The organism is Paenibacillus sp. FSL R7-0128 (genome assembly GCF_038002245.1).
Lineage (GTDB): Bacteria > Bacillota > Bacilli > Paenibacillales > Paenibacillaceae > Paenibacillus_AQ > Paenibacillus_AQ silagei.
The window spans coordinates 3,162,041-3,177,811 of the sequence record NZ_JBBOCD010000001.1 but is presented as its reverse complement, the minus strand read 5'-3'; the positions used below and the strand labels follow the sequence as shown (position 1 = coordinate 3,177,811).

Here is a 15,771-nt window from a genome sequence, read left to right as displayed (position 1 = left end):
GAAATAGGTATTCTGTCCCTCCGGGGACGCCTTTTGCTTCAGCGAAATCAAAAAACCACTCTTCGCGAAAGGTTGTGACAGCATTAAATGAATCAACAAGCTACTCCCCTCTTCACTGCTCTCAAAAAGCATGCCGCCGGAAATCCAGTTCAATTCCATATTCCGGGACATAAGAAGGGGCTAGGGACCGATGCCGAATTCCGTGAGTTTATCGGCGATAACGCTCTATCCATAGATTTGATCAATATTGCACCGCTTGATGATCTTCATCAGCCCACCGGGGTTATTCTTGAAGCTCAGAAGCTGGCTGCAGAGGCTTTCGGCGCCGATTACACGTATTTCAGTGTACAAGGCACGAGCAATGCCATCATGACTATGATCCTCTCTGTCTGCTCAGAAGGAGACAAAATTATTGTGCCGCGCAATATTCACAAATCGGTAATGTCGGCCATTATTTTCTCCGGAGCCAAGCCTATTTTCGTCTCTCCTGTACAGGATGAGAATCTTGGGATAGACCACGGCATAACCACCAGCTCGCTGGAACGGGCTTTAAGGCGCCATCCGGATGCCAAGGGTGTCCTCGTTATCAATCCGACGTATTTCGGCGTATGCGCCGACCTCCGTTCGATTGTCGACCTGGCCCACAGTTACGGGGTTCCCGTACTTGTGGACGAGGCACATGGAGTACTGATTCATTTTCATGAGGACTTACCGGTATCGGCCATGCAGGCCGGTGCAGATATGGCAGCAACCAGTGTGCATAAGCTGGGCGGCTCCATGACGCAGAGCTCGGTACTGAACCTCAATGCCAAGACGGGTCTTGTCAACCCACAGCGGGTACAGACCATTCTCAGCATGCTGACCACCACTTCAACCTCATATATTCTGCTTGCCTCTCTGGATACCTCCAGACGCAACCTTGCCCTGAACGGCCATGAGATGGCGGCGAGAACCATCGCCTTGTCCAATTATGCCCGCAATTCGATCAACGAGATCGAGGGGCTGTACAGCTTCGGCAAAGAAATTCTCGGAACAGAAGCCACCTTCAATCATGATCCGACGAAGCTGAACATTCATGTAAGGCATCTGGGTATTACCGGTTACGAGACCGAGAACTGGCTCCGGCAGAAGTACAACATCGAAGTTGAACTCAGCGACATGTATAATATTCTTTGCCTGATTACCCCTGGAGATACTAAGGAATCTGTAGATAAGCTGCTTGCGGCGCTGCAGGTGCTCTCAGCGATCCATTACAGCAAGGGTGAGATCTATGAGCTTAAGGTACAGGTGCCGAATATTCCGCAGCTGGCCCTAATCCCGAGAGATGCCTTCTATGCGGATACGCAGCTGATTCCCTTCCGGGAGTCTGCCGGCTACATCATTGCAGAATTCATCTACGTCTATCCGCCGGGAATTCCTATTCTTCTCCCTGGAGAAGTTATTACCCAGGATAATATCGACTATATCATTGACCATGTAGAAATCGGATTGCCCGTCAAAGGACCCGAAGACCGCAGCATTACCAATATAAAAGTAATTGTCGAAGCTGAGCCGATCTCCTAAGGCTTGTCCTATAGCAGTGCGACATGCAAAACCCCGATACGTATAGTATCGGGGTTTTGCATGAATGCCTGAAATCTATTCTTGCTGGGCAAGCAGCTCGTTATAAGCTTCTTCAACAGCTTTCCATTCAGTTTCATCTTCAATGTTGTACAGAACCATTTCCTCGTCTTCTTCTTCCATACGAAGGATGATTCCGTCTGCTTCCGGATTCTCGCGCTCAAGCAGCAGGGCGTACAACTTCTCGCCTACGTCGAACGTTTCTACCAGTACCATTTCTACATCTTCGCCCTGCTCGTTCGTCAAGGTCAGCACAAACTCCTCGTGCTCATGGTCGTGATCATGTCCGCAACCGCATGCTTCACCATGTTCATGGCCATGCTCATGTTTGTGATCGCTCATTGTAATACCTCACTTTAATTGAATTATCCTACATTTGGTATCGTAACACGTAAGATAAGGACAGGTCAATTTGCAGGAGAGACTTAATTCTTGGATGAAGCCGTAACTACCTTCTCGGACACAAGAATGTAATCTCCGTTCTTCGACGCCTTCATGAAGAAGCCTACGCTATATTTGCCCGGTTCCTTGAAATCGTAGGTGAATTCCGGTGTGGAGAACCAGAAATCCTCATTCTTGGAGCCGACGGCATCCTCGAGAATATCCTTCACATTCCCGGCAGGATCAGTGATTGCCACCTTCACGGCAGCGATGCTGTCCTTGAGGCTGTCCACCTGCGTTAGAATCTTCATCTTCAGCTTGCCTGTGTTAACATTGCCGAATACCGTGTCGCCTTTGAAGAGTACGATATGAACATTCGGCTTGAGGATCGTCACTCTGCCCGAGCCGTCCCAGCTGACGATACCCCCGGCCTCCCTGGCGGGAATATAGGTCTTGCCGTCAATCAAATAGCCGCCATCGGCTATTTCCTTTCCATTGCTCCATACTTTGATCTTCTGGTTCACAGCGTCCGCGAACAAATAGGAGCTTCCCATCATGAAAAACACAACCGTGCACAGAGCAATTTTTCTCCATCTCATTGTAAAGCCCCTCCAAATAATTCATGCTGTTAATGTATACTGCTCAGCCTTCGACAAGTTGCGCAGAATTCAGGGATTTATTTCTTTTTGCAGAAGAAAAGAAAACCAAGCCCTTCAGCAACCGGTTTCGGCATGTACAGCAGACCTTAAACGAAGTATTTTCAGAGAAGCTTGAGTCCCCCTTAGCACATAGAAACGGCCGGACTTCAGCGCCTGTAAGACGCCTGTCCGGCCGTTCCCCCTGTTATCTATGCCCGGCTAAAATTGCGGAAGCTGATCCAGATTGTTCGTAGGATCTCCATCTGCATCGCCGCGGATATACATTTCGCCGTCTTTGCCCTTAAATACATTGACCCCTGCGATGCTGCCGGACTGAACCTCCTGAAGTGCCTGCTGATAATCCAGCACGCGTCCGGAGGAGGTCTGGAACCCGGTCAGGTCCCCGTCACCGTTACGTTTGGCGGCAATAAAGCGTTCCCGTTCTTGATTCATCACTTAGGATCGTCTCCTTCGCACTAGAATTAGCCAGCTCCCCTGGCCCGATTCTAGCTTGTCCATAGCAGCGAAAGAGTATGTATCCGGCAGATTACAGGGCTTTACTCATTCTTACATGTAGAATACCGGCATCATAGAAGGGCTCCTTGGAGATTACTTCATAGCCGAGCTTGCTGTAAAATGGTTCTGCATGACACTGGGCATCCAGAATGGAAGCCTGCAGACCCAGCTCACGTGCCCGTTCTTCCATAGCCAGCAGCAGGATACGTCCGCATCCCTTAGCGCGGAAGGCTTCCCGAACGGCTATCCGCTGCATCTTGGCAGTGTCCGCTTTATAATAGATCAGCCGGCCGGTTGCAGCCGGCTGCCCGCCCTCCATGAGCAGGAAATGATGCACATGCTCACTGATGGCATCATATTCATCGATCTCCTCTTCTACCGGCACCTTCTGTTCTTCCACAAACACCTTCTTGCGGATCTCCAGCGCCATTTGAAGCTGCTCCTCTGTAGTAACATGTACGATTTCCACTGCCATCTCCCTGGCTCCTCTCTATAGCTCCAATCAATATGGAGCATTATACAGAATTATTAATATCCTGTATAGAGCCTGAGAGCTTCAGGGCAAGGCCCTTGGACAGGGAACCTCCGACCACCTTGTTTACGGAGTCTCATAGACCTCCTCGGGAATCGAGCGGTCATACACATCCCGCAGAACCGGCGAGGTCAGGCTATCCCGTGAATTCAGACTCCCGTCCAGTCCGGTCATCCTGTGAACATCCGTATATTCAGGAACCTGCTTACCTGCCGTACATCCGGCGATTCCCAGAAGGAGACATGCTCCAATCCATAAGAGACATACTCTTGCCAACCGCATTGTTGTTAACCTCCTCATCCTTCTCGGCTCTTTACAGCTTTGACGAATCGGGAGGTTCATAAACGAAGATTTACAGATTTACATTGCCAACTACATGGACAAGATACATCATCCCCCCAAGAACTCCGGCAAGGACAAAATACGCGGCCCCATATCTCCAGCGGGAAGCAGCCGGCACATCATAGTACTTATCATTGTCATATACCGTGAAGCTGATCTCACAGGTCATCTTCATCTGCAGGCTGGCATCCACATACAGCTGATCTAGCTGCACGACTTTGACTTTTCCGATCAGCGACTGCACCGGCATGGTCGTCGTTCCATAGTAATCCAGGTTATCCCAGCGTACGCCGACAAACTGCTGGCGGTTCAAATCACTGTAGGTGGTGAACGGCAGCTCCCGCTTATGCTCGGGGCCGGGGATCAGATATCCTTGCTCCTGCAGATCCCCGATGGGGATCAGGAAGCTTTTGAGCACAGTATGCATCTGATTCTTCGTCCGCCGGCTGATGTACTTCTTATACATATCATAAGCGAACATTACCCAGATTACGCCAAATAAGATAGATTTCAGATAGATAATTACAGCTAATCCTCCAATAAGCCCGACCAGCCATAACCAGCGTGTAACCGCCGTGGCAATTCTGCCCCCGTCCAGCGGATGGATCGGCAGCAGGTTAATCAGATTCAGGAAGAAGCCGATGTAGGCCAGTGAATATAACAAAGGGCTATGATAATAATAAGCTGCTCCGAACACGATCAGCGCGCCAATGCTCCCCAGTATAGGGCCGCCAAAAGCGACATAGGCTTCCTCTCTGGCATCCAGCGGCTGCTTCTTCATCGTAATCAGTGCGCCCATAAAAGGAATAAACAGCGGTGCGCTTACCGGCAGCCCGATCCGCTTAGCCGCGATAACATGGCCGATCTCATGAACGAATAATAATGCAACGAAGCCCACAGCAAATTGCCATGGTGAAATCAGTGCATAAGCCCAGATCGATACCATCATGGAGATCAGCGGACCTGCGATTTTCCCCAGCTTAAGCAGAGAGATAATGGCTTTTCCCTTGAGCAGCAGCAGTACCGCCCCACTGCCCAGCCACCCCCATGCCCCCGAGCTTTTTTTCTCCTGTTTGTTTTCCTGCAATAGTCTCAATCTCCTTTTGATCACTGTGTCGCTTCAATTCCAGGCCAGGATCAGGCACTCCTCTGCTTCCTTCCCGTTAGCCCTTACTCTCTACTGTCGCACAGGAGTGCAGTGGATTGCAAATAGACTTACGGTGTTGACAAATCTCCCGGCCTGCGTATATGATATCCAGTAATTAGGATAACCACAATAGCTGCGAAGAGAAAGAGTACCCTGGCAATTCTTCCACAGAGAGCTCCGGATGCTGAAAAGGAGCAAAGAAAACCCTCGGGAATATGGTCTCAGAGCTGCGCATCGAAGCCCGCATCGCCGGGACGTAGGCTGCGCCGGAACCCGCATCCGTTACCATGCTAGGGTATACCCGCTTTAATCTGCGGACGTACCTGAAGAGGTGGATGCTGCGAGGCATTGATGAATTTGGGTGGTAACACGTGAGCACAGGCTCTCGTCCCTTTAGGGGATGAGTGCCTTTTTTGCGTTCACATCATTTGAGGAGGAGAGAAATATGACTAACATTTTTATTGGAGGGGCTTGGCCTTATGCCAACGGCTCCCTGCATCTGGGCAGACTCGCCAGCATTCTTCCGGGAGATATTCTGGCCCGCTACCACCGTGCTAAAGGTGATGCTGTGCTCTATGTATCCGGCAGTGATTGTCACGGTACCCCCGTTGCTGTACAGGCGGCGCAGGAGGGTGTAGCCCCGGGTGAATTCGCCAGCCGGTATCATGAGGAGTTCGCCGCTTGCTTCCGCGCCATGGGCTTCACTTATGACTTGTATACCCGGACCGATCAGGCACATCACCACAATACGGTGCAGGAGCTGTTCCTTAAGCTGCTGGATCACGGGTATCTGTACCAGAAATCGAGTCTCCAGTGTTATTGTGAGCAGGACCAGCGCTTCTTGCCGGACCGTTATGTTCATGGCCTCTGCCCGGTATGCGGACAGCAGGCCCGGGGAGACCAATGCGATTACTGTTCAACGATTCTCGATCCGGTGGATCTGCTGGAGCGCACATGCGCCCTCTGCGGCTCTACGCCTGTGCTGCGCTCTACTCAGCATTACTATCTGTCGCTGTCCAGCTTCCAGCAAGCACTCACAGAATATACTGATTCCGCGCAGGGCTGGAGAGACAATGCCGTCCGTCTAACCCGCAGATATCTGCAGGAAGGCCTGCAGGACCGCGCAGCAACACGCGATCTGGACTGGGGCGTGGATGTCCCCACCCCAGGCTTCGCAGACAAAAAAATCTATGTCTGGATCGAAGCGGTCAGCGGTTATCTGTCGGCCAGCAAGCAATGGGCCGCCGAGACGGGGGGCCGCTGGGAGGATTTCTGGTCTGTAGCGTCCGCACAAGATAACGATGGGCAGCCGCCTATAACCGCTTACTATGTGCACGGGAAGGACAATATTCCTTTTCACAGCCTGATCTGGCCTGCTATCCTGCTTGGAGCTGAGGAACTACATCTGCCGGACCGGATCTTCTCTTCTGAATATCTGACCCTGGAAGGGCAGAAATTCTCCACCAGCCGCAACTGGGCGGTCTGGGTGCCGGATATTCTCAGCCGGTATGACCCGGACTCGGTCCGTTATTTCCTGACTGCGAACGGTCCCGAGAAGCGGGATGCCGACTTCTCCTGGAGAGAGTTCATCTACAGCCATAACAGCGAGCTGCTGGGCGCATTCGGCAATTTCGTCAACCGCAGCCTCGTATTCGTGAATAAGTTCTGGAACGGCAGAGTTCCAGATGGAGTCTTGGATAAAGCATGGGTTAGCAGTCTGGACCAGCTGTATAAGGAGGCAGGAAGGCTGACCCAAGCCGGACACTTCAAGGAGGCCCTGGAATTCATCTTCTCGCATATCCGCCAGGCCAATAAGTATTTCGATCAGCAGCAGCCGTGGCTCCAGATCAAGCATGATCCTGCAGCCGGGGCTAACACGCTGTACACCTGTGTTCAGATTATTGCCAATCTGTCTAACCTGCTGAACCCGTTCCTCCCCTTCTCCTGCGAGAAGATTAGAGGCTTCCTGTCCATAGAACAGCCCGTATGGCACCCGGTATCCGTCCTGGCAGAGCAGCCTATATTGGAGCTTGAGCTGCTGTTCGAGCGGATAGATGTAGAGCGCATAGAGGAGGAAATAGAGCGGATGAAAGACAAAAGCGTCCTGCCTCTCATACCGCTCACGAAAGCAAGCGGCGAAGGCAAGGACGCTCCGGGGTCTTAATATTGATGAATACACAGCGGCTGTCCGCTCTGTGTGATAACTTAGTTCTGGCCGGGGTAACGTGCTCCGGCTGCAATACCTTGCGGGGATATCCGCTCAATCCGGGCGAGATCCTCTGCCGTCAATGTAACCTGAAGCGCTCCGAGGTTCTCTTGTAACCGCTCCAGCCGCTTCGTGCCGGGAATCGGTACAATTTGATCTCCTTGTGCTAGAAGCCAGGCCAGGGCTAGCTGTGCCGGGACGTAGCCTTTCTCGGCCGCCATCTGCCCGATCAGCGAGACGACCTCCAGGTTCCGGGTGAAGTTCTCTCCCTGGAACCGAGGGTAATGGCGGCGGTAATCATCCTCCGGCAGATCATCGAAGCTCATGATCTGTCCAGTCAGAAAACCGCGGCCCAGCGGGCTATAAGGAACGAAGCCGATGCCCAGCTCCTTGACCAGCGGCAGAATCTCATCCTCCACCTCCCGGCTCCAGAGCGAATACTCTGTCTGCAGGGCGGTCAACGGATGCACCGCATGTGCCCGGCGGATCAGTTCAGGCGAAGCCTCGGATAAGCCGATATAACGGATCTTCCCTTCCTTGACGAGGTCAGCCAGGGTACCGGCGGTTTCCTCAATAGGTGTGTTCGGATCGGGACGGTGCTGATAGTACAGATCGATATAATCTGTGCCGAGATGATAGAGGCTGGCATCTACGGATTTTTTGATATAGGCCGGGTCTCCCTTGGGTCCCTGAGTATGCGTAATGCCGAATTTGGTCGCAATCACAGCCTGATCTCTCCGGCCCTTAAGTGCCCGTCCGAGAAGCCGTTCATTGCCGCCGAAGCGCTGCTGCTCGAAAGCTCCGTAGATATCCGCTGTGTCCAGCAGGGTTACGCCCAGGTCAAGCGCGCCATGAATGGTTCGTACAGACTCTTCATTATCCGGCATCATCATCATTCCGAGTCCCAGAGCCGATACGATCAGCCCTTCGTTCCCAAGTGTTCTTGTGTGCATATGGTTGCCTCCTCTTGTCCCTGTAATAGATCTTATGAACATGACCTTATTCTAACCGTCCTGCCGTGAAGCAGCCACAGTACGTTCATGCTAGTAAGATCATTACCAGGGAGCAGCAGACCAGTAAGATATGCGCCTTCAGGTGATTCTCTGCTAGGTTAAGACAGGGGTGTAGATACAAATATGCAGACCCGGGTGATCCGCCAGATTGGCCATCGAATTGATATCGTAGACTACAGGCTGGCTCGTGCCAAGACTCTCTATGACCACACGGTTGACCTTCTTGCCTTGAATATTGTGCTGCTTCCACATCTGAGCGAAATCCGCACTGTCCTCCATGAGCTGATCGACCATCTCCTTGTACCAGGGATCGTGCAGATTCATGTCATAATAGGTTCTGTACACCCCTACTGAATAGATTGCGAACTCCTCCCAGTTCCGCATCCGACGGCGCAGCTCCATATCCAGGAACAGAAGACGCATCATAATGCGCTCTGAAGCAGACAGACCTCCGAAATCACTAAGGACTTCACTCGCCTTATCATTCCAGGCCAGTACCTCAGACCGCTCATTCGTAATAAAAGACGGATAAGTCAATTGGCGGATAATATCCCGCCACTGCGAATTCAGCTCCGGACTGGCTGTATCTATAGAAGCAAGTGTATCCGGCAAGCCCGGATTCCATAGCTCAAACAGATGCTTACGCTCATCTGCCGACAACCGCAGCGCCTGACTGAGACTCTCCATGACCTCTCTGGAGGCGGTAACCTCCCTGCCCTGCTCCAGCCAAGTATAATAGGTGCTGCTGAGACCAGCCAGAACCGCAACCTCCTCCCGGCGCAGCCCTGGTGTTCTGCGCTGACTGTTCGTTTCCTTGATCCCTACAGCTTCAGGCTGCAGACGTTCCCGGCGTGATCTCAGGTAGTCGCCAAGACGCCTAAACCTCGTAATCTCGTAACTCATGAGCTGGGCCTCCTTTCAGCATTACGATGGATTCATAGATGCTTCACATATTCACACACTCTCGCATATAGCGTGGGGTAAATCCCCGGGTATGTCACCGCCTGCGGCAGCTCCTTGAAGCTTCGAAGCTCCGCCATTTCGTACGGGGGCAAATTTCCGAACCTTTTGACATCTGCATAATACAACATTCCGAAGCTCTCAACCAGCTCTTCACTGCTTACCGAATAGATGCATAACGGATGCAGTTCATATTCTTCAGCACCTGTCTCTTCGTAAAGCTCTCTTACCGCAGCTTCCCCGGGACTCTCACCCGCCTCAATATGCCCGCCGGCAAATTCCCATGTGGACCGCTCACGGTGCCGCACCAGCACCCAATCGTTCCCTTGCTTCATAAAAATCACTACATACTTGAGACTCACCCCAGGGCACTCCGCTTCATGCAATGTTACGATCATGATAGAATTCCACCTTTTATAGTTCGTTAGAATCTTCCAGAGAAGCGCCATTATTGTAATATATTATGGATGGGGTGTCGTGGGTTTTTGTCATTGTGGTGGTGTGGGAGAGTTATGATTAAAGGTATCATTTGTATCATAGTAAAAAATCTCTTGCCATTCCCTCACGTCCTGTGTTATTATAAATTTCGTTGCAGGACGGTAGCTCAGCGGGAGAGCACTATCTTGACAGGGTAGGGGTCATGGGTTCGAACCCCATCCGTCCTATATATGGAGAGTTTTAAAGAAACGAAGCCGATCTTATGATCGGCTTCGTTTTTCGTTGTTATCATTGCAACAGTTTTAAATTTTGAATTCCATTGCCCCATTGCCAAGAGCTTTCTAGCAGTTTCTCTTTTTTCTCATCGGTTCATTCACGGTCAGTGTCTACCCATTAGTGATTTCAAGCTTAAAACTTCTTGCTCTGAGAGGCCTGAGGCTCTAATAATAATGGAAGTTTCCACTCCAAGAGCAAGAAGTTCAAGCACCATTGCCTCTGCTTTTTCGCTCACCTTCTGCTCGTCCCTCAGCCCGCCCCTCAGCCTTAGCCCCATTCATCCGTGATGCCTCATCACGCAAATACTTCATCCGGGCTTCATACTCCATCCTTGTAGCGGCATCCTGACTCAGGAACTCGAGCGTATCCATTGCTTTTTTCAACATCGGTTCATTCATGGTCAGCACCTCCCAGTTTGGTTGTTCAACACCCTTGAGGAATAATAGCCAGTTGATCAGACCACCAGTTAATGGAACGGCCTGCTCCTCGAGCTTCGTTAATTCCATCACATGAATCTCAAGATCGTTATTAAGAGAAATTCCAGTGTGATCTTCCCGAAGATGAAACACATTATGATGACGGTCATTCGGCAGACAGGAGTAGTTCAATATATTAATCGTTATACACTTCTTCAAACACTGATTATATCATGGCAGAACTACTCGTTGTAGACAAGGCCAGCTTTTTGGGCTCCATATACTGCTATCCTGTCCCCTAAGCGCTATGAAACATACAAGAACATGTTTTATCTTTCAGCCCCCCCTCTACCTTAATGTTATCGCCATTCGCTTATCCACCAATACAACGGCGTCTGCTTCACCCTTACCGTTGAACATGGCTGAAATTACATATATTTTTGTGTCATCTTCCGCTTTCGCCACCCACTCTTTCTCCTGCAAATATCGCTTGTTGGTGGCATCGTAAGCATAATCCAGGTTGCGCTCCATCTCCTTCAGATATTGATCGCCATAGATTTGTTTGAAGTCATCCTTAGACATGCCAATTTTAAAACCGCCAGTGGTTTCATATGTATCTTTCGATTCCTCTGCCAGAGTAATCCCTGCCACTTTATCCTCCCGGTACATAATCCTCACGCCAGAGCTATACATGACTGAATTCGCAATATCCTTATCCTCCCCCTTACCCAATACCTCTTCCGCTTCCGCGCGGCTCATTCCATACTCAACAATGGCTTTATGATCGTTCACCTTTTGGATGGCTAAGTCTTTAGTGGTTACCCCGTCTTTGGAATCCGCACAAGCTGTCAATACAAACAAGAACAACACTACCAGTACCGTTTTTCTCATAATGCCCTCCAGATCCTTTTATCTAAAGTTTACCTTGTTAGGAGGAATACGAAACAGTAGCATCCCTGACAGGACTGTATGAAGATTTGTTGAAACGGTCCTGAATCGATCTTAACTTCCTCCCTTGCATTCTATATAATAGAGGTAGCTTACACACGGAAAGGACTGAACTATGCGCAGATATCAATAGTTGCACCTCACCAATACCATATATATTTAATGGAGGTAACTTATTGATGATTACAGAATTACAAACCGAGAGATTAGTATTAAGACAAATGCGCACCGCCGATTCAGCCAGCCTGTTCCCGATCTGGTCCGATCCTGAAGTCACCCGGTTCATGAATATCAGCAGCTTCACGGATGAGAGTCAGGCCGTGGAAATGATTGAGCTGCTGGGTAAGTTAGCCACCGAGAATCAGGCGATCCGCTATTCCATCACGGAAGCAGAATCCGGCCGGATTATCGGCTCCTGTGGTTTCAATGCGCTGGACTATGACAATGCCAAGACAGAGATCGGTTATGACCTTAGCCGCGAGTGCTGGGGAAAAGGATATGTGCCTGAAGCCCTTCGCGCACTAATAGATTATGCGTTTGATACACTGGGCTTCAATAGAATAGAAGCAAAGGCCCAGCCTGCTAATATCAATTCTATTAAGGTACTGCAGAAATTAAACTTTTCGCTGGAAGGAACACTGAGGCAGAGTGAGCGGTCCAAAGGAAGCTTCATTGATCTGTGTATGTATTCCAGATTAGCTGCAGATTAAGCTAACCTGAACAAGGGCTGACCCAAGCGCTACAGAATGAACTGCGCAGGGTCAGCCTAATTTTATATACCATAAAAAACAAAGCTACCACTGGGGCAGCTCCACTAATTGAATATCCGATGCGGATGTCTTTACGTATTTGAGAATTTCTTTATAGCCCTTCTCTGACAGAAAACACTTTTGCTCGACTCCTCTGTGGTCTTCCCCAAAATAAGCAATATGAAACGTCTTATCCAGCTGGATAATGTTAGAAACCTGAATTAACGTGTTTCTATCTGCTAGAACGAAATTATATCCTGAACTGGCCAGGGTATTAAGCCAATATTTCAGCGTACCTACTGTATAAAAGGTCTGATCGTACGTATGGACAATGATCCGATAGATAGTCCGTTCAAATTCCATAAAAGTTATTTTTTCAATATCGAGTGAGAATACACCAGTGTTTCCCTCTGTGTCTCTAGTAACAGATATCGTGCTCAAAGGGATCAACTCCAATGTTATTTAAGTAACTCTTCAGGTACCTCCGGTTGATTAATGTATAATACACTTGCTGTAACCAACACGATAAGGGCAGCCAAGGCGGACAAACCAGAAGCAAGCTTATACACTACTTTGCGCTGCAAAGCTCTCATTGTCAGATGTTCACCTCCCTTCTAGCTATAATCAGACTGATGGATTGTGCCAAAAAGCTGGCTGCGATAACAGATGAGCCTATAACGATATTGGCAGCTACCAGCAGTAACGCCACGATTCTCAGCTTAGGCCAGTGCCGCCTCGGAATCCGGGTCTGTCGTTCAATCCCAATGGGCGCCAGCCACAGAACTATTAACAGACTCGCTGCATTCAATAACATAACGTAGAAGGAGCTAAGCTCCACGAAGGACAGTACTGTGAACAAGCTTACCGTAAACAAGACACAGGCTATACCAGACTTTAGATGGACCCCGCCCGACACCTGACGTAATAAGGCAAAGGAGATCAGAATCTGCAGAGCTTCACTTGTCCTGCCTGTCAAAAGGGATACTACCAGCGTCAGCCCAATAATAAACACCACATTAAGCACTACGCTAATAGCAAATTTCAGGACAGCGTAGGATGCCGGGTGCTCAGGTACGATATTTTTAATCGTAAATGCCAGCTTGCTGGACATGAATTCAAGCATCTTCCCGCTCCCTCCGGGTGGAATAATATAGAAGGAATACAGTCATCACCAGGAAAATCAAGGCATTTAGCAGAATATCATTATAGTAGAGTAGCACTGAAATCCCTATTACGAAGCCGAAAATCAGCAGAGACAGCAGGATATCTTCTATCTTAAAGCGGAGTTTATCCAAGTCGAACGTGAAGCCCTTGCCTTTGCGGTACAGAAGCCCAAAAATACCGAACACCGCTGCCGCAGTCGCTACCTGCAGAAAATATCCGTTCGCGGTACTACCAATATTCGATATAGATCCGAACATGAGCAGGGTGAGCAGCGTCTGAATCCCGGCAAAAATAGCAAATCCCGATATTGTTGCGATGATGGATAGAATGAGCGGCATCCTCACCACCGCAGCGAAAAAGAAGATAAAAATCAAGATTAAAACAAGTGGTGCAACATTCGACATGCCCAGTTCATTGCGTAACAGATAGCTTTGCAGATTGTTCAGCAAGATGACAAATAAAGCCTGCCAGATGTACCATCTCCACTTGAATCTATAGAGAGACATAATCAGATAATAGAGCGCAAGCGTCTCTATCGTTGAGAAAAACATAAATCCTACAGGTTCCCACGACAAACCATAACACCGCCTGACTAATTTTCGTTCACAAGATTAATTATATATCCCCGCCGCACCTGACGTATACTACTTAATTACAAAATTCGACACTTTTTATCAAATCAAAAAAACATCCGTTGGCCGCTCTGAATCGAGCCTCAACGGATGTTCCTCTGGGTACAGCAGCTTGGCTGTCCGTATTAAATTTCAGACCAAATGACGTTAACCTCCACGGTTCCCTCCTGGGACGCAAGCGGACCGCCAATGATTGACCAGCTCTGCTTATCGTCCTTGGTCTTGCCTTGAATGATCAGGTTCTTAGGATCGATAGTCTTCACGGACTGATCGCCCAGCTTGGAAGCCAGATAATCATCATAGAGCTTCGTTACCGATTCCATACTATCCGTTGTTCTAAAAATCAGCAATGCCGTCTTCTTGCCCTCATTCTCCTCCGCATTCGAAAGAATGGTCTCCGTTACATTCTCCGGCATCGGGAAGTCCTCCGGCAGATATTTCGGCAGGTCCGCAGATCCGGCAGCCGTCTCGTTACTTCCGGCCGTCGCCTCAGGGGTCTGCTCCGGCTCTGTCGTTGGTGCTGGAGTCTGTTCGGCCTCTGTTGTCGGCGCTGGAGTCTGCACAGTCTCTGTTGCCGGTGCAGTGGTCTGCATCGATTCGGTGGACGGCTTATCCTCAGCATTACCGCAGGCACTGAGGGCCAATAGGGACAACGTCAAGGATAAGGACATTATTAGCTTTTTGGTGTACATCTTCTCACTCCTCGTCAATTCATTGAAAGTTACATGGCCAGTTAGATTCACAGGCTTACCGGATAGTACCCATTTTCTTTTTCCTCAAAACAACGAATAGACAAAAAGAAGCCCGGAAACCAAGGCTCCCGGGTCATTCGTGAATGATGTATAAGTTCAGAATTTATTTATAATACGATGTCGTAAGCGGAACGAAGACCGAGGTTCCATCCTTCACATCTCCGTTGACATACAGGCTGCTTACTCCGGCAATATCCACTTCGATGGTAGTAAGCCCGCTGGCAGGGTCAATGGTCTGCTTCTTCAACACAGTATTGGTGTCGCTGTCTTGTACCGCGAAGTCTTTAATCTCTCCGCCGATCGCGGCTACCTGGAGATAAAGCTTCTGATATTTTTTGTTCGGGTGGAGCATGAATGAAGTGCCTCGGTCACCACTGGCGTTATCGAAGAAGACATCCTTGTAATCCTTGTCCTTGAAGACCGTCTTGCCCGGATCTTTGGTGTGATACATGTCGTCAAAACCTGTAGCGATTGGTACGCCCGCTGTCTGCTCCCCCAGAGATATGGTGTTGGTTGCAGCATCGAACTTAACGGTAACTCCCAGCAGATCGGATACGGAACGGACCGGCAGATACGTTGTGTCCTTATAGGAAATTGGGGCAACCACCGCACCGCTGCCATTCTTAAGCTGTACGGGCTGGCCGTTCATCTTGAATTTGATGCTTGGATTGAGATATGCCTTGATCTCCTGCAGGTTGGCTCCGGCGTACACACCTGTGCCCATTCCTCCAAGTACGGCAAATGCAGTCAGTGCAGCAGTCATCTTCTTCTTCATTCGATCATACTCCTCTCCATTTATAACAAATTTGAATATTCCTTATTGGGAGTATAATAAATCCTGCCATCAGATGCAATCATTCAGAACTCATCTCTCCGGTGAGCCGCTTCGTAACGTTCGCGTATCTCCAGATTTTTGGAGTGATTGTACAAATCCAGCGCAATGATTCCCCTGCGGGCAAGCTTCACCACCAGCACAAATAAATATATCCCCATTCCCAGACAACTCAACCAGAGTAAAAGAGCAAAAATACTGAACCCTCC

At 49.5% G+C, this 15,771-nt stretch carries 20 protein-coding genes, 1 tRNA gene and 1 pseudogene; 4 read left to right on the top strand and 18 right to left on the bottom strand.

Features of this window, described 5'->3' with window-relative positions:
• Positions 1–87 precede the first annotated feature (87 nt).
• Complete coding sequence (locus NST26_RS12940; RefSeq protein ID WP_036729506.1) at positions 88–1,563, top strand: aminotransferase class I/II-fold pyridoxal phosphate-dependent enzyme; 1,476 nt, start codon at positions 88–90, stop codon at positions 1,561–1,563.
• A gap of 75 nt (positions 1,564–1,638) precedes the next feature.
• Here the strand turns inward: NST26_RS12940 and NST26_RS12935 are convergent, their stop codons facing one another.
• From NST26_RS12935 to NST26_RS12910, 6 genes are all read right to left on the bottom strand, one after another.
• Entirely contained in the window at positions 1,639–1,962 is a 324-nt protein-coding gene (locus NST26_RS12935) for a DUF1292 domain-containing protein (protein ID WP_036729508.1), read from the bottom strand.
• An 83-nt stretch (positions 1,963–2,045) separates the two neighbouring features.
• Positions 2,046–2,600 (bottom strand): copper amine oxidase, encoded by a 555-nt coding sequence (locus NST26_RS12930; protein WP_036729511.1) that lies wholly within the window; start codon positions 2,598–2,600, stop codon positions 2,046–2,048.
• Positions 2,601–2,858: 258 nt separating this feature from the next.
• A complete protein-coding gene (locus NST26_RS12925; protein WP_036695032.1) occupies positions 2,859–3,095 on the bottom strand; it encodes a DUF3892 domain-containing protein in 237 nt (78 codons plus the stop codon).
• A 91-nt stretch (positions 3,096–3,186) separates the two neighbouring features.
• Positions 3,187–3,630 (bottom strand): GNAT family N-acetyltransferase, encoded by a 444-nt coding sequence (locus NST26_RS12920; RefSeq protein ID WP_340953513.1) that lies wholly within the window; start codon positions 3,628–3,630, stop codon positions 3,187–3,189.
• Between the two features lie 123 nt (positions 3,631–3,753).
• Positions 3,754–3,969 carry a hypothetical protein gene (locus tag NST26_RS12915; protein ID WP_076074250.1) on the bottom strand — a complete coding sequence of 72 codons (216 nt, stop codon included), beginning with the start codon at positions 3,967–3,969 and terminating at the stop codon, positions 3,754–3,756.
• A 70-nt stretch (positions 3,970–4,039) separates the two neighbouring features.
• Entirely contained in the window at positions 4,040–5,116 is a 1,077-nt protein-coding gene (locus NST26_RS12910; protein ID WP_340953515.1) for a site-2 protease family protein, read from the bottom strand.
• A gap of 505 nt (positions 5,117–5,621) precedes the next feature.
• Here NST26_RS12910 and metG point away from each other — a divergent pair.
• Positions 5,622–7,340 (top strand): methionine--tRNA ligase, encoded by a 1,719-nt coding sequence (gene metG / locus NST26_RS12905; RefSeq protein ID WP_339313906.1) that lies wholly within the window; start codon positions 5,622–5,624, stop codon positions 7,338–7,340.
• Between the two features lie 41 nt (positions 7,341–7,381).
• On the opposite strand, the gene NST26_RS12900 is transcribed toward metG, so the two are convergent.
• The 3 genes from NST26_RS12900 to NST26_RS12890 form a co-directional block, all read right to left on the bottom strand.
• The gene (locus NST26_RS12900) at positions 7,382–8,335 is read right to left on the bottom strand and encodes an aldo/keto reductase (protein ID WP_340953516.1); all 954 of its coding nucleotides are present in this window, start codon (positions 8,333–8,335) and stop codon (positions 7,382–7,384) included.
• A gap of 153 nt (positions 8,336–8,488) precedes the next feature.
• Positions 8,489–9,298 carry a helix-turn-helix transcriptional regulator gene (locus NST26_RS12895; protein ID WP_340953517.1) on the bottom strand — a complete coding sequence of 270 codons (810 nt, stop codon included), beginning with the start codon at positions 9,296–9,298 and terminating at the stop codon, positions 8,489–8,491.
• 32 nt (positions 9,299–9,330) lie between these two features.
• Entirely contained in the window at positions 9,331–9,753 is a 423-nt protein-coding gene (locus tag NST26_RS12890; protein ID WP_340953518.1) for an NUDIX hydrolase, read from the bottom strand.
• Between the two features lie 195 nt (positions 9,754–9,948).
• Between NST26_RS12890 and NST26_RS12885 the strand changes: the two genes are divergently transcribed.
• Positions 9,949–10,020: transfer RNA gene (locus NST26_RS12885), tRNA-Val, on the top strand.
• 152 nt (positions 10,021–10,172) lie between these two features.
• Here NST26_RS12885 and NST26_RS12880 read toward each other — a convergent pair.
• Together NST26_RS12880 and NST26_RS12875 are read right to left on the bottom strand one after the other, a co-directional pair.
• Positions 10,173–10,704 (bottom strand): annotated as a pseudogene (locus NST26_RS12880) (Rpn family recombination-promoting nuclease/putative transposase); the annotation flags it as partial.
• Positions 10,705–10,833: 129 nt separating this feature from the next.
• Positions 10,834–11,376: a hypothetical protein gene (locus NST26_RS12875; RefSeq protein ID WP_340953519.1), complete on the bottom strand. Its 543-nt coding sequence runs from the start codon at positions 11,374–11,376 to the stop codon at positions 10,834–10,836.
• Between the two features lie 236 nt (positions 11,377–11,612).
• Between NST26_RS12875 and NST26_RS12870 the strand changes: the two genes are divergently transcribed.
• Positions 11,613–12,143, top strand: a complete 531-nt coding sequence (locus tag NST26_RS12870; RefSeq protein ID WP_339255957.1) for a GNAT family N-acetyltransferase — start codon at positions 11,613–11,615, stop codon at positions 12,141–12,143.
• 84 nt (positions 12,144–12,227) lie between these two features.
• Here NST26_RS12870 and NST26_RS12865 read toward each other — a convergent pair whose 3' ends face one another.
• The 7 genes from NST26_RS12865 to NST26_RS12840 form a co-directional block, all read right to left on the bottom strand.
• Positions 12,228–12,623 carry a LytTR family transcriptional regulator DNA-binding domain-containing protein gene (locus NST26_RS12865; RefSeq protein ID WP_209877684.1) on the bottom strand — a complete coding sequence of 132 codons (396 nt, stop codon included), beginning with the start codon at positions 12,621–12,623 and terminating at the stop codon, positions 12,228–12,230.
• 17 nt (positions 12,624–12,640) lie between these two features.
• On the bottom strand, positions 12,641–12,775 hold the full coding sequence (locus NST26_RS34035; protein ID WP_081751311.1) for a cyclic lactone autoinducer peptide: 135 nt from the start codon (positions 12,773–12,775) through the stop codon (positions 12,641–12,643).
• 2 nt (positions 12,776–12,777) lie between these two features.
• Positions 12,778–13,305, bottom strand: a complete 528-nt coding sequence (locus tag NST26_RS12860) for an accessory gene regulator ArgB-like protein (protein ID WP_340953520.1) — start codon at positions 13,303–13,305, stop codon at positions 12,778–12,780.
• Positions 13,298–13,921, bottom strand: a complete 624-nt coding sequence (locus NST26_RS12855) for a hypothetical protein (RefSeq protein WP_155991628.1) — start codon at positions 13,919–13,921, stop codon at positions 13,298–13,300. Before NST26_RS12855 ends, NST26_RS12860 begins: the two co-directional genes overlap by 8 nt.
• A 182-nt stretch (positions 13,922–14,103) precedes the next feature.
• Positions 14,104–14,670, bottom strand: coding sequence for a hypothetical protein (locus tag NST26_RS12850; RefSeq protein ID WP_036729541.1), 567 nt, complete (start codon positions 14,668–14,670; stop codon positions 14,104–14,106).
• Between the two features lie 163 nt (positions 14,671–14,833).
• Positions 14,834–15,505, bottom strand: coding sequence for a stalk domain-containing protein (locus NST26_RS12845; RefSeq protein ID WP_036729545.1), 672 nt, complete (start codon positions 15,503–15,505; stop codon positions 14,834–14,836).
• Positions 15,506–15,588: 83 nt separating this feature from the next.
• Positions 15,589–15,723 carry a hypothetical protein gene (locus NST26_RS12840; RefSeq protein WP_339255947.1) on the bottom strand — a complete coding sequence of 45 codons (135 nt, stop codon included), beginning with the start codon at positions 15,721–15,723 and terminating at the stop codon, positions 15,589–15,591.
• Positions 15,724–15,771: the final 48 nt, after the last annotated feature.

Bases quoted from the DNA above. Each gene is read 5' to 3' on its own strand.
- NST26_RS12940 (WP_036729506.1), top strand. From the start codon at position 88: ATGAATCAACAAGCTACTCCCCTCTTCACTGCTCTCAAAAAGCATGCC.
- NST26_RS12935 (WP_036729508.1), bottom strand. From the start codon at position 1,962: ATGAGCGATCACAAACATGAGCATGGCCATGAACATGGTGAAGCATGC.
- NST26_RS12930 (WP_036729511.1), bottom strand. From the start codon at position 2,600: ATGAGATGGAGAAAAATTGCTCTGTGCACGGTTGTGTTTTTCATGATG.
- NST26_RS12920 (WP_340953513.1), bottom strand. From the start codon at position 3,630: ATGGCAGTGGAAATCGTACATGTTACTACAGAGGAGCAGCTTCAAATG.
- NST26_RS12915 (WP_076074250.1), bottom strand. From the start codon at position 3,969: ATGCGGTTGGCAAGAGTATGTCTCTTATGGATTGGAGCATGTCTCCTT.
- metG (WP_339313906.1), top strand. From the start codon at position 5,622: ATGACTAACATTTTTATTGGAGGGGCTTGGCCTTATGCCAACGGCTCC.
- NST26_RS12900 (WP_340953516.1), bottom strand. From the start codon at position 8,335: ATGCACACAAGAACACTTGGGAACGAAGGGCTGATCGTATCGGCTCTG.
- NST26_RS12895 (WP_340953517.1), bottom strand. From the start codon at position 9,298: ATGAGTTACGAGATTACGAGGTTTAGGCGTCTTGGCGACTACCTGAGA.
- NST26_RS12890 (WP_340953518.1), bottom strand. From the start codon at position 9,753: ATGATCGTAACATTGCATGAAGCGGAGTGCCCTGGGGTGAGTCTCAAG.
- NST26_RS12875 (WP_340953519.1), bottom strand. From the start codon at position 11,376: ATGAGAAAAACGGTACTGGTAGTGTTGTTCTTGTTTGTATTGACAGCT.
- NST26_RS12870 (WP_339255957.1), top strand. From the start codon at position 11,613: ATGATTACAGAATTACAAACCGAGAGATTAGTATTAAGACAAATGCGC.
- NST26_RS34035 (WP_081751311.1), bottom strand. From the start codon at position 12,775: ATGAGAGCTTTGCAGCGCAAAGTAGTGTATAAGCTTGCTTCTGGTTTG.
- NST26_RS12860 (WP_340953520.1), bottom strand. From the start codon at position 13,305: ATGCTTGAATTCATGTCCAGCAAGCTGGCATTTACGATTAAAAATATC.
- NST26_RS12850 (WP_036729541.1), bottom strand. From the start codon at position 14,670: ATGTACACCAAAAAGCTAATAATGTCCTTATCCTTGACGTTGTCCCTA.
- NST26_RS12845 (WP_036729545.1), bottom strand. From the start codon at position 15,505: ATGAAGAAGAAGATGACTGCTGCACTGACTGCATTTGCCGTACTTGGA.
- NST26_RS12840 (WP_339255947.1), bottom strand. From the start codon at position 15,723: ATGGGGATATATTTATTTGTGCTGGTGGTGAAGCTTGCCCGCAGGGGA.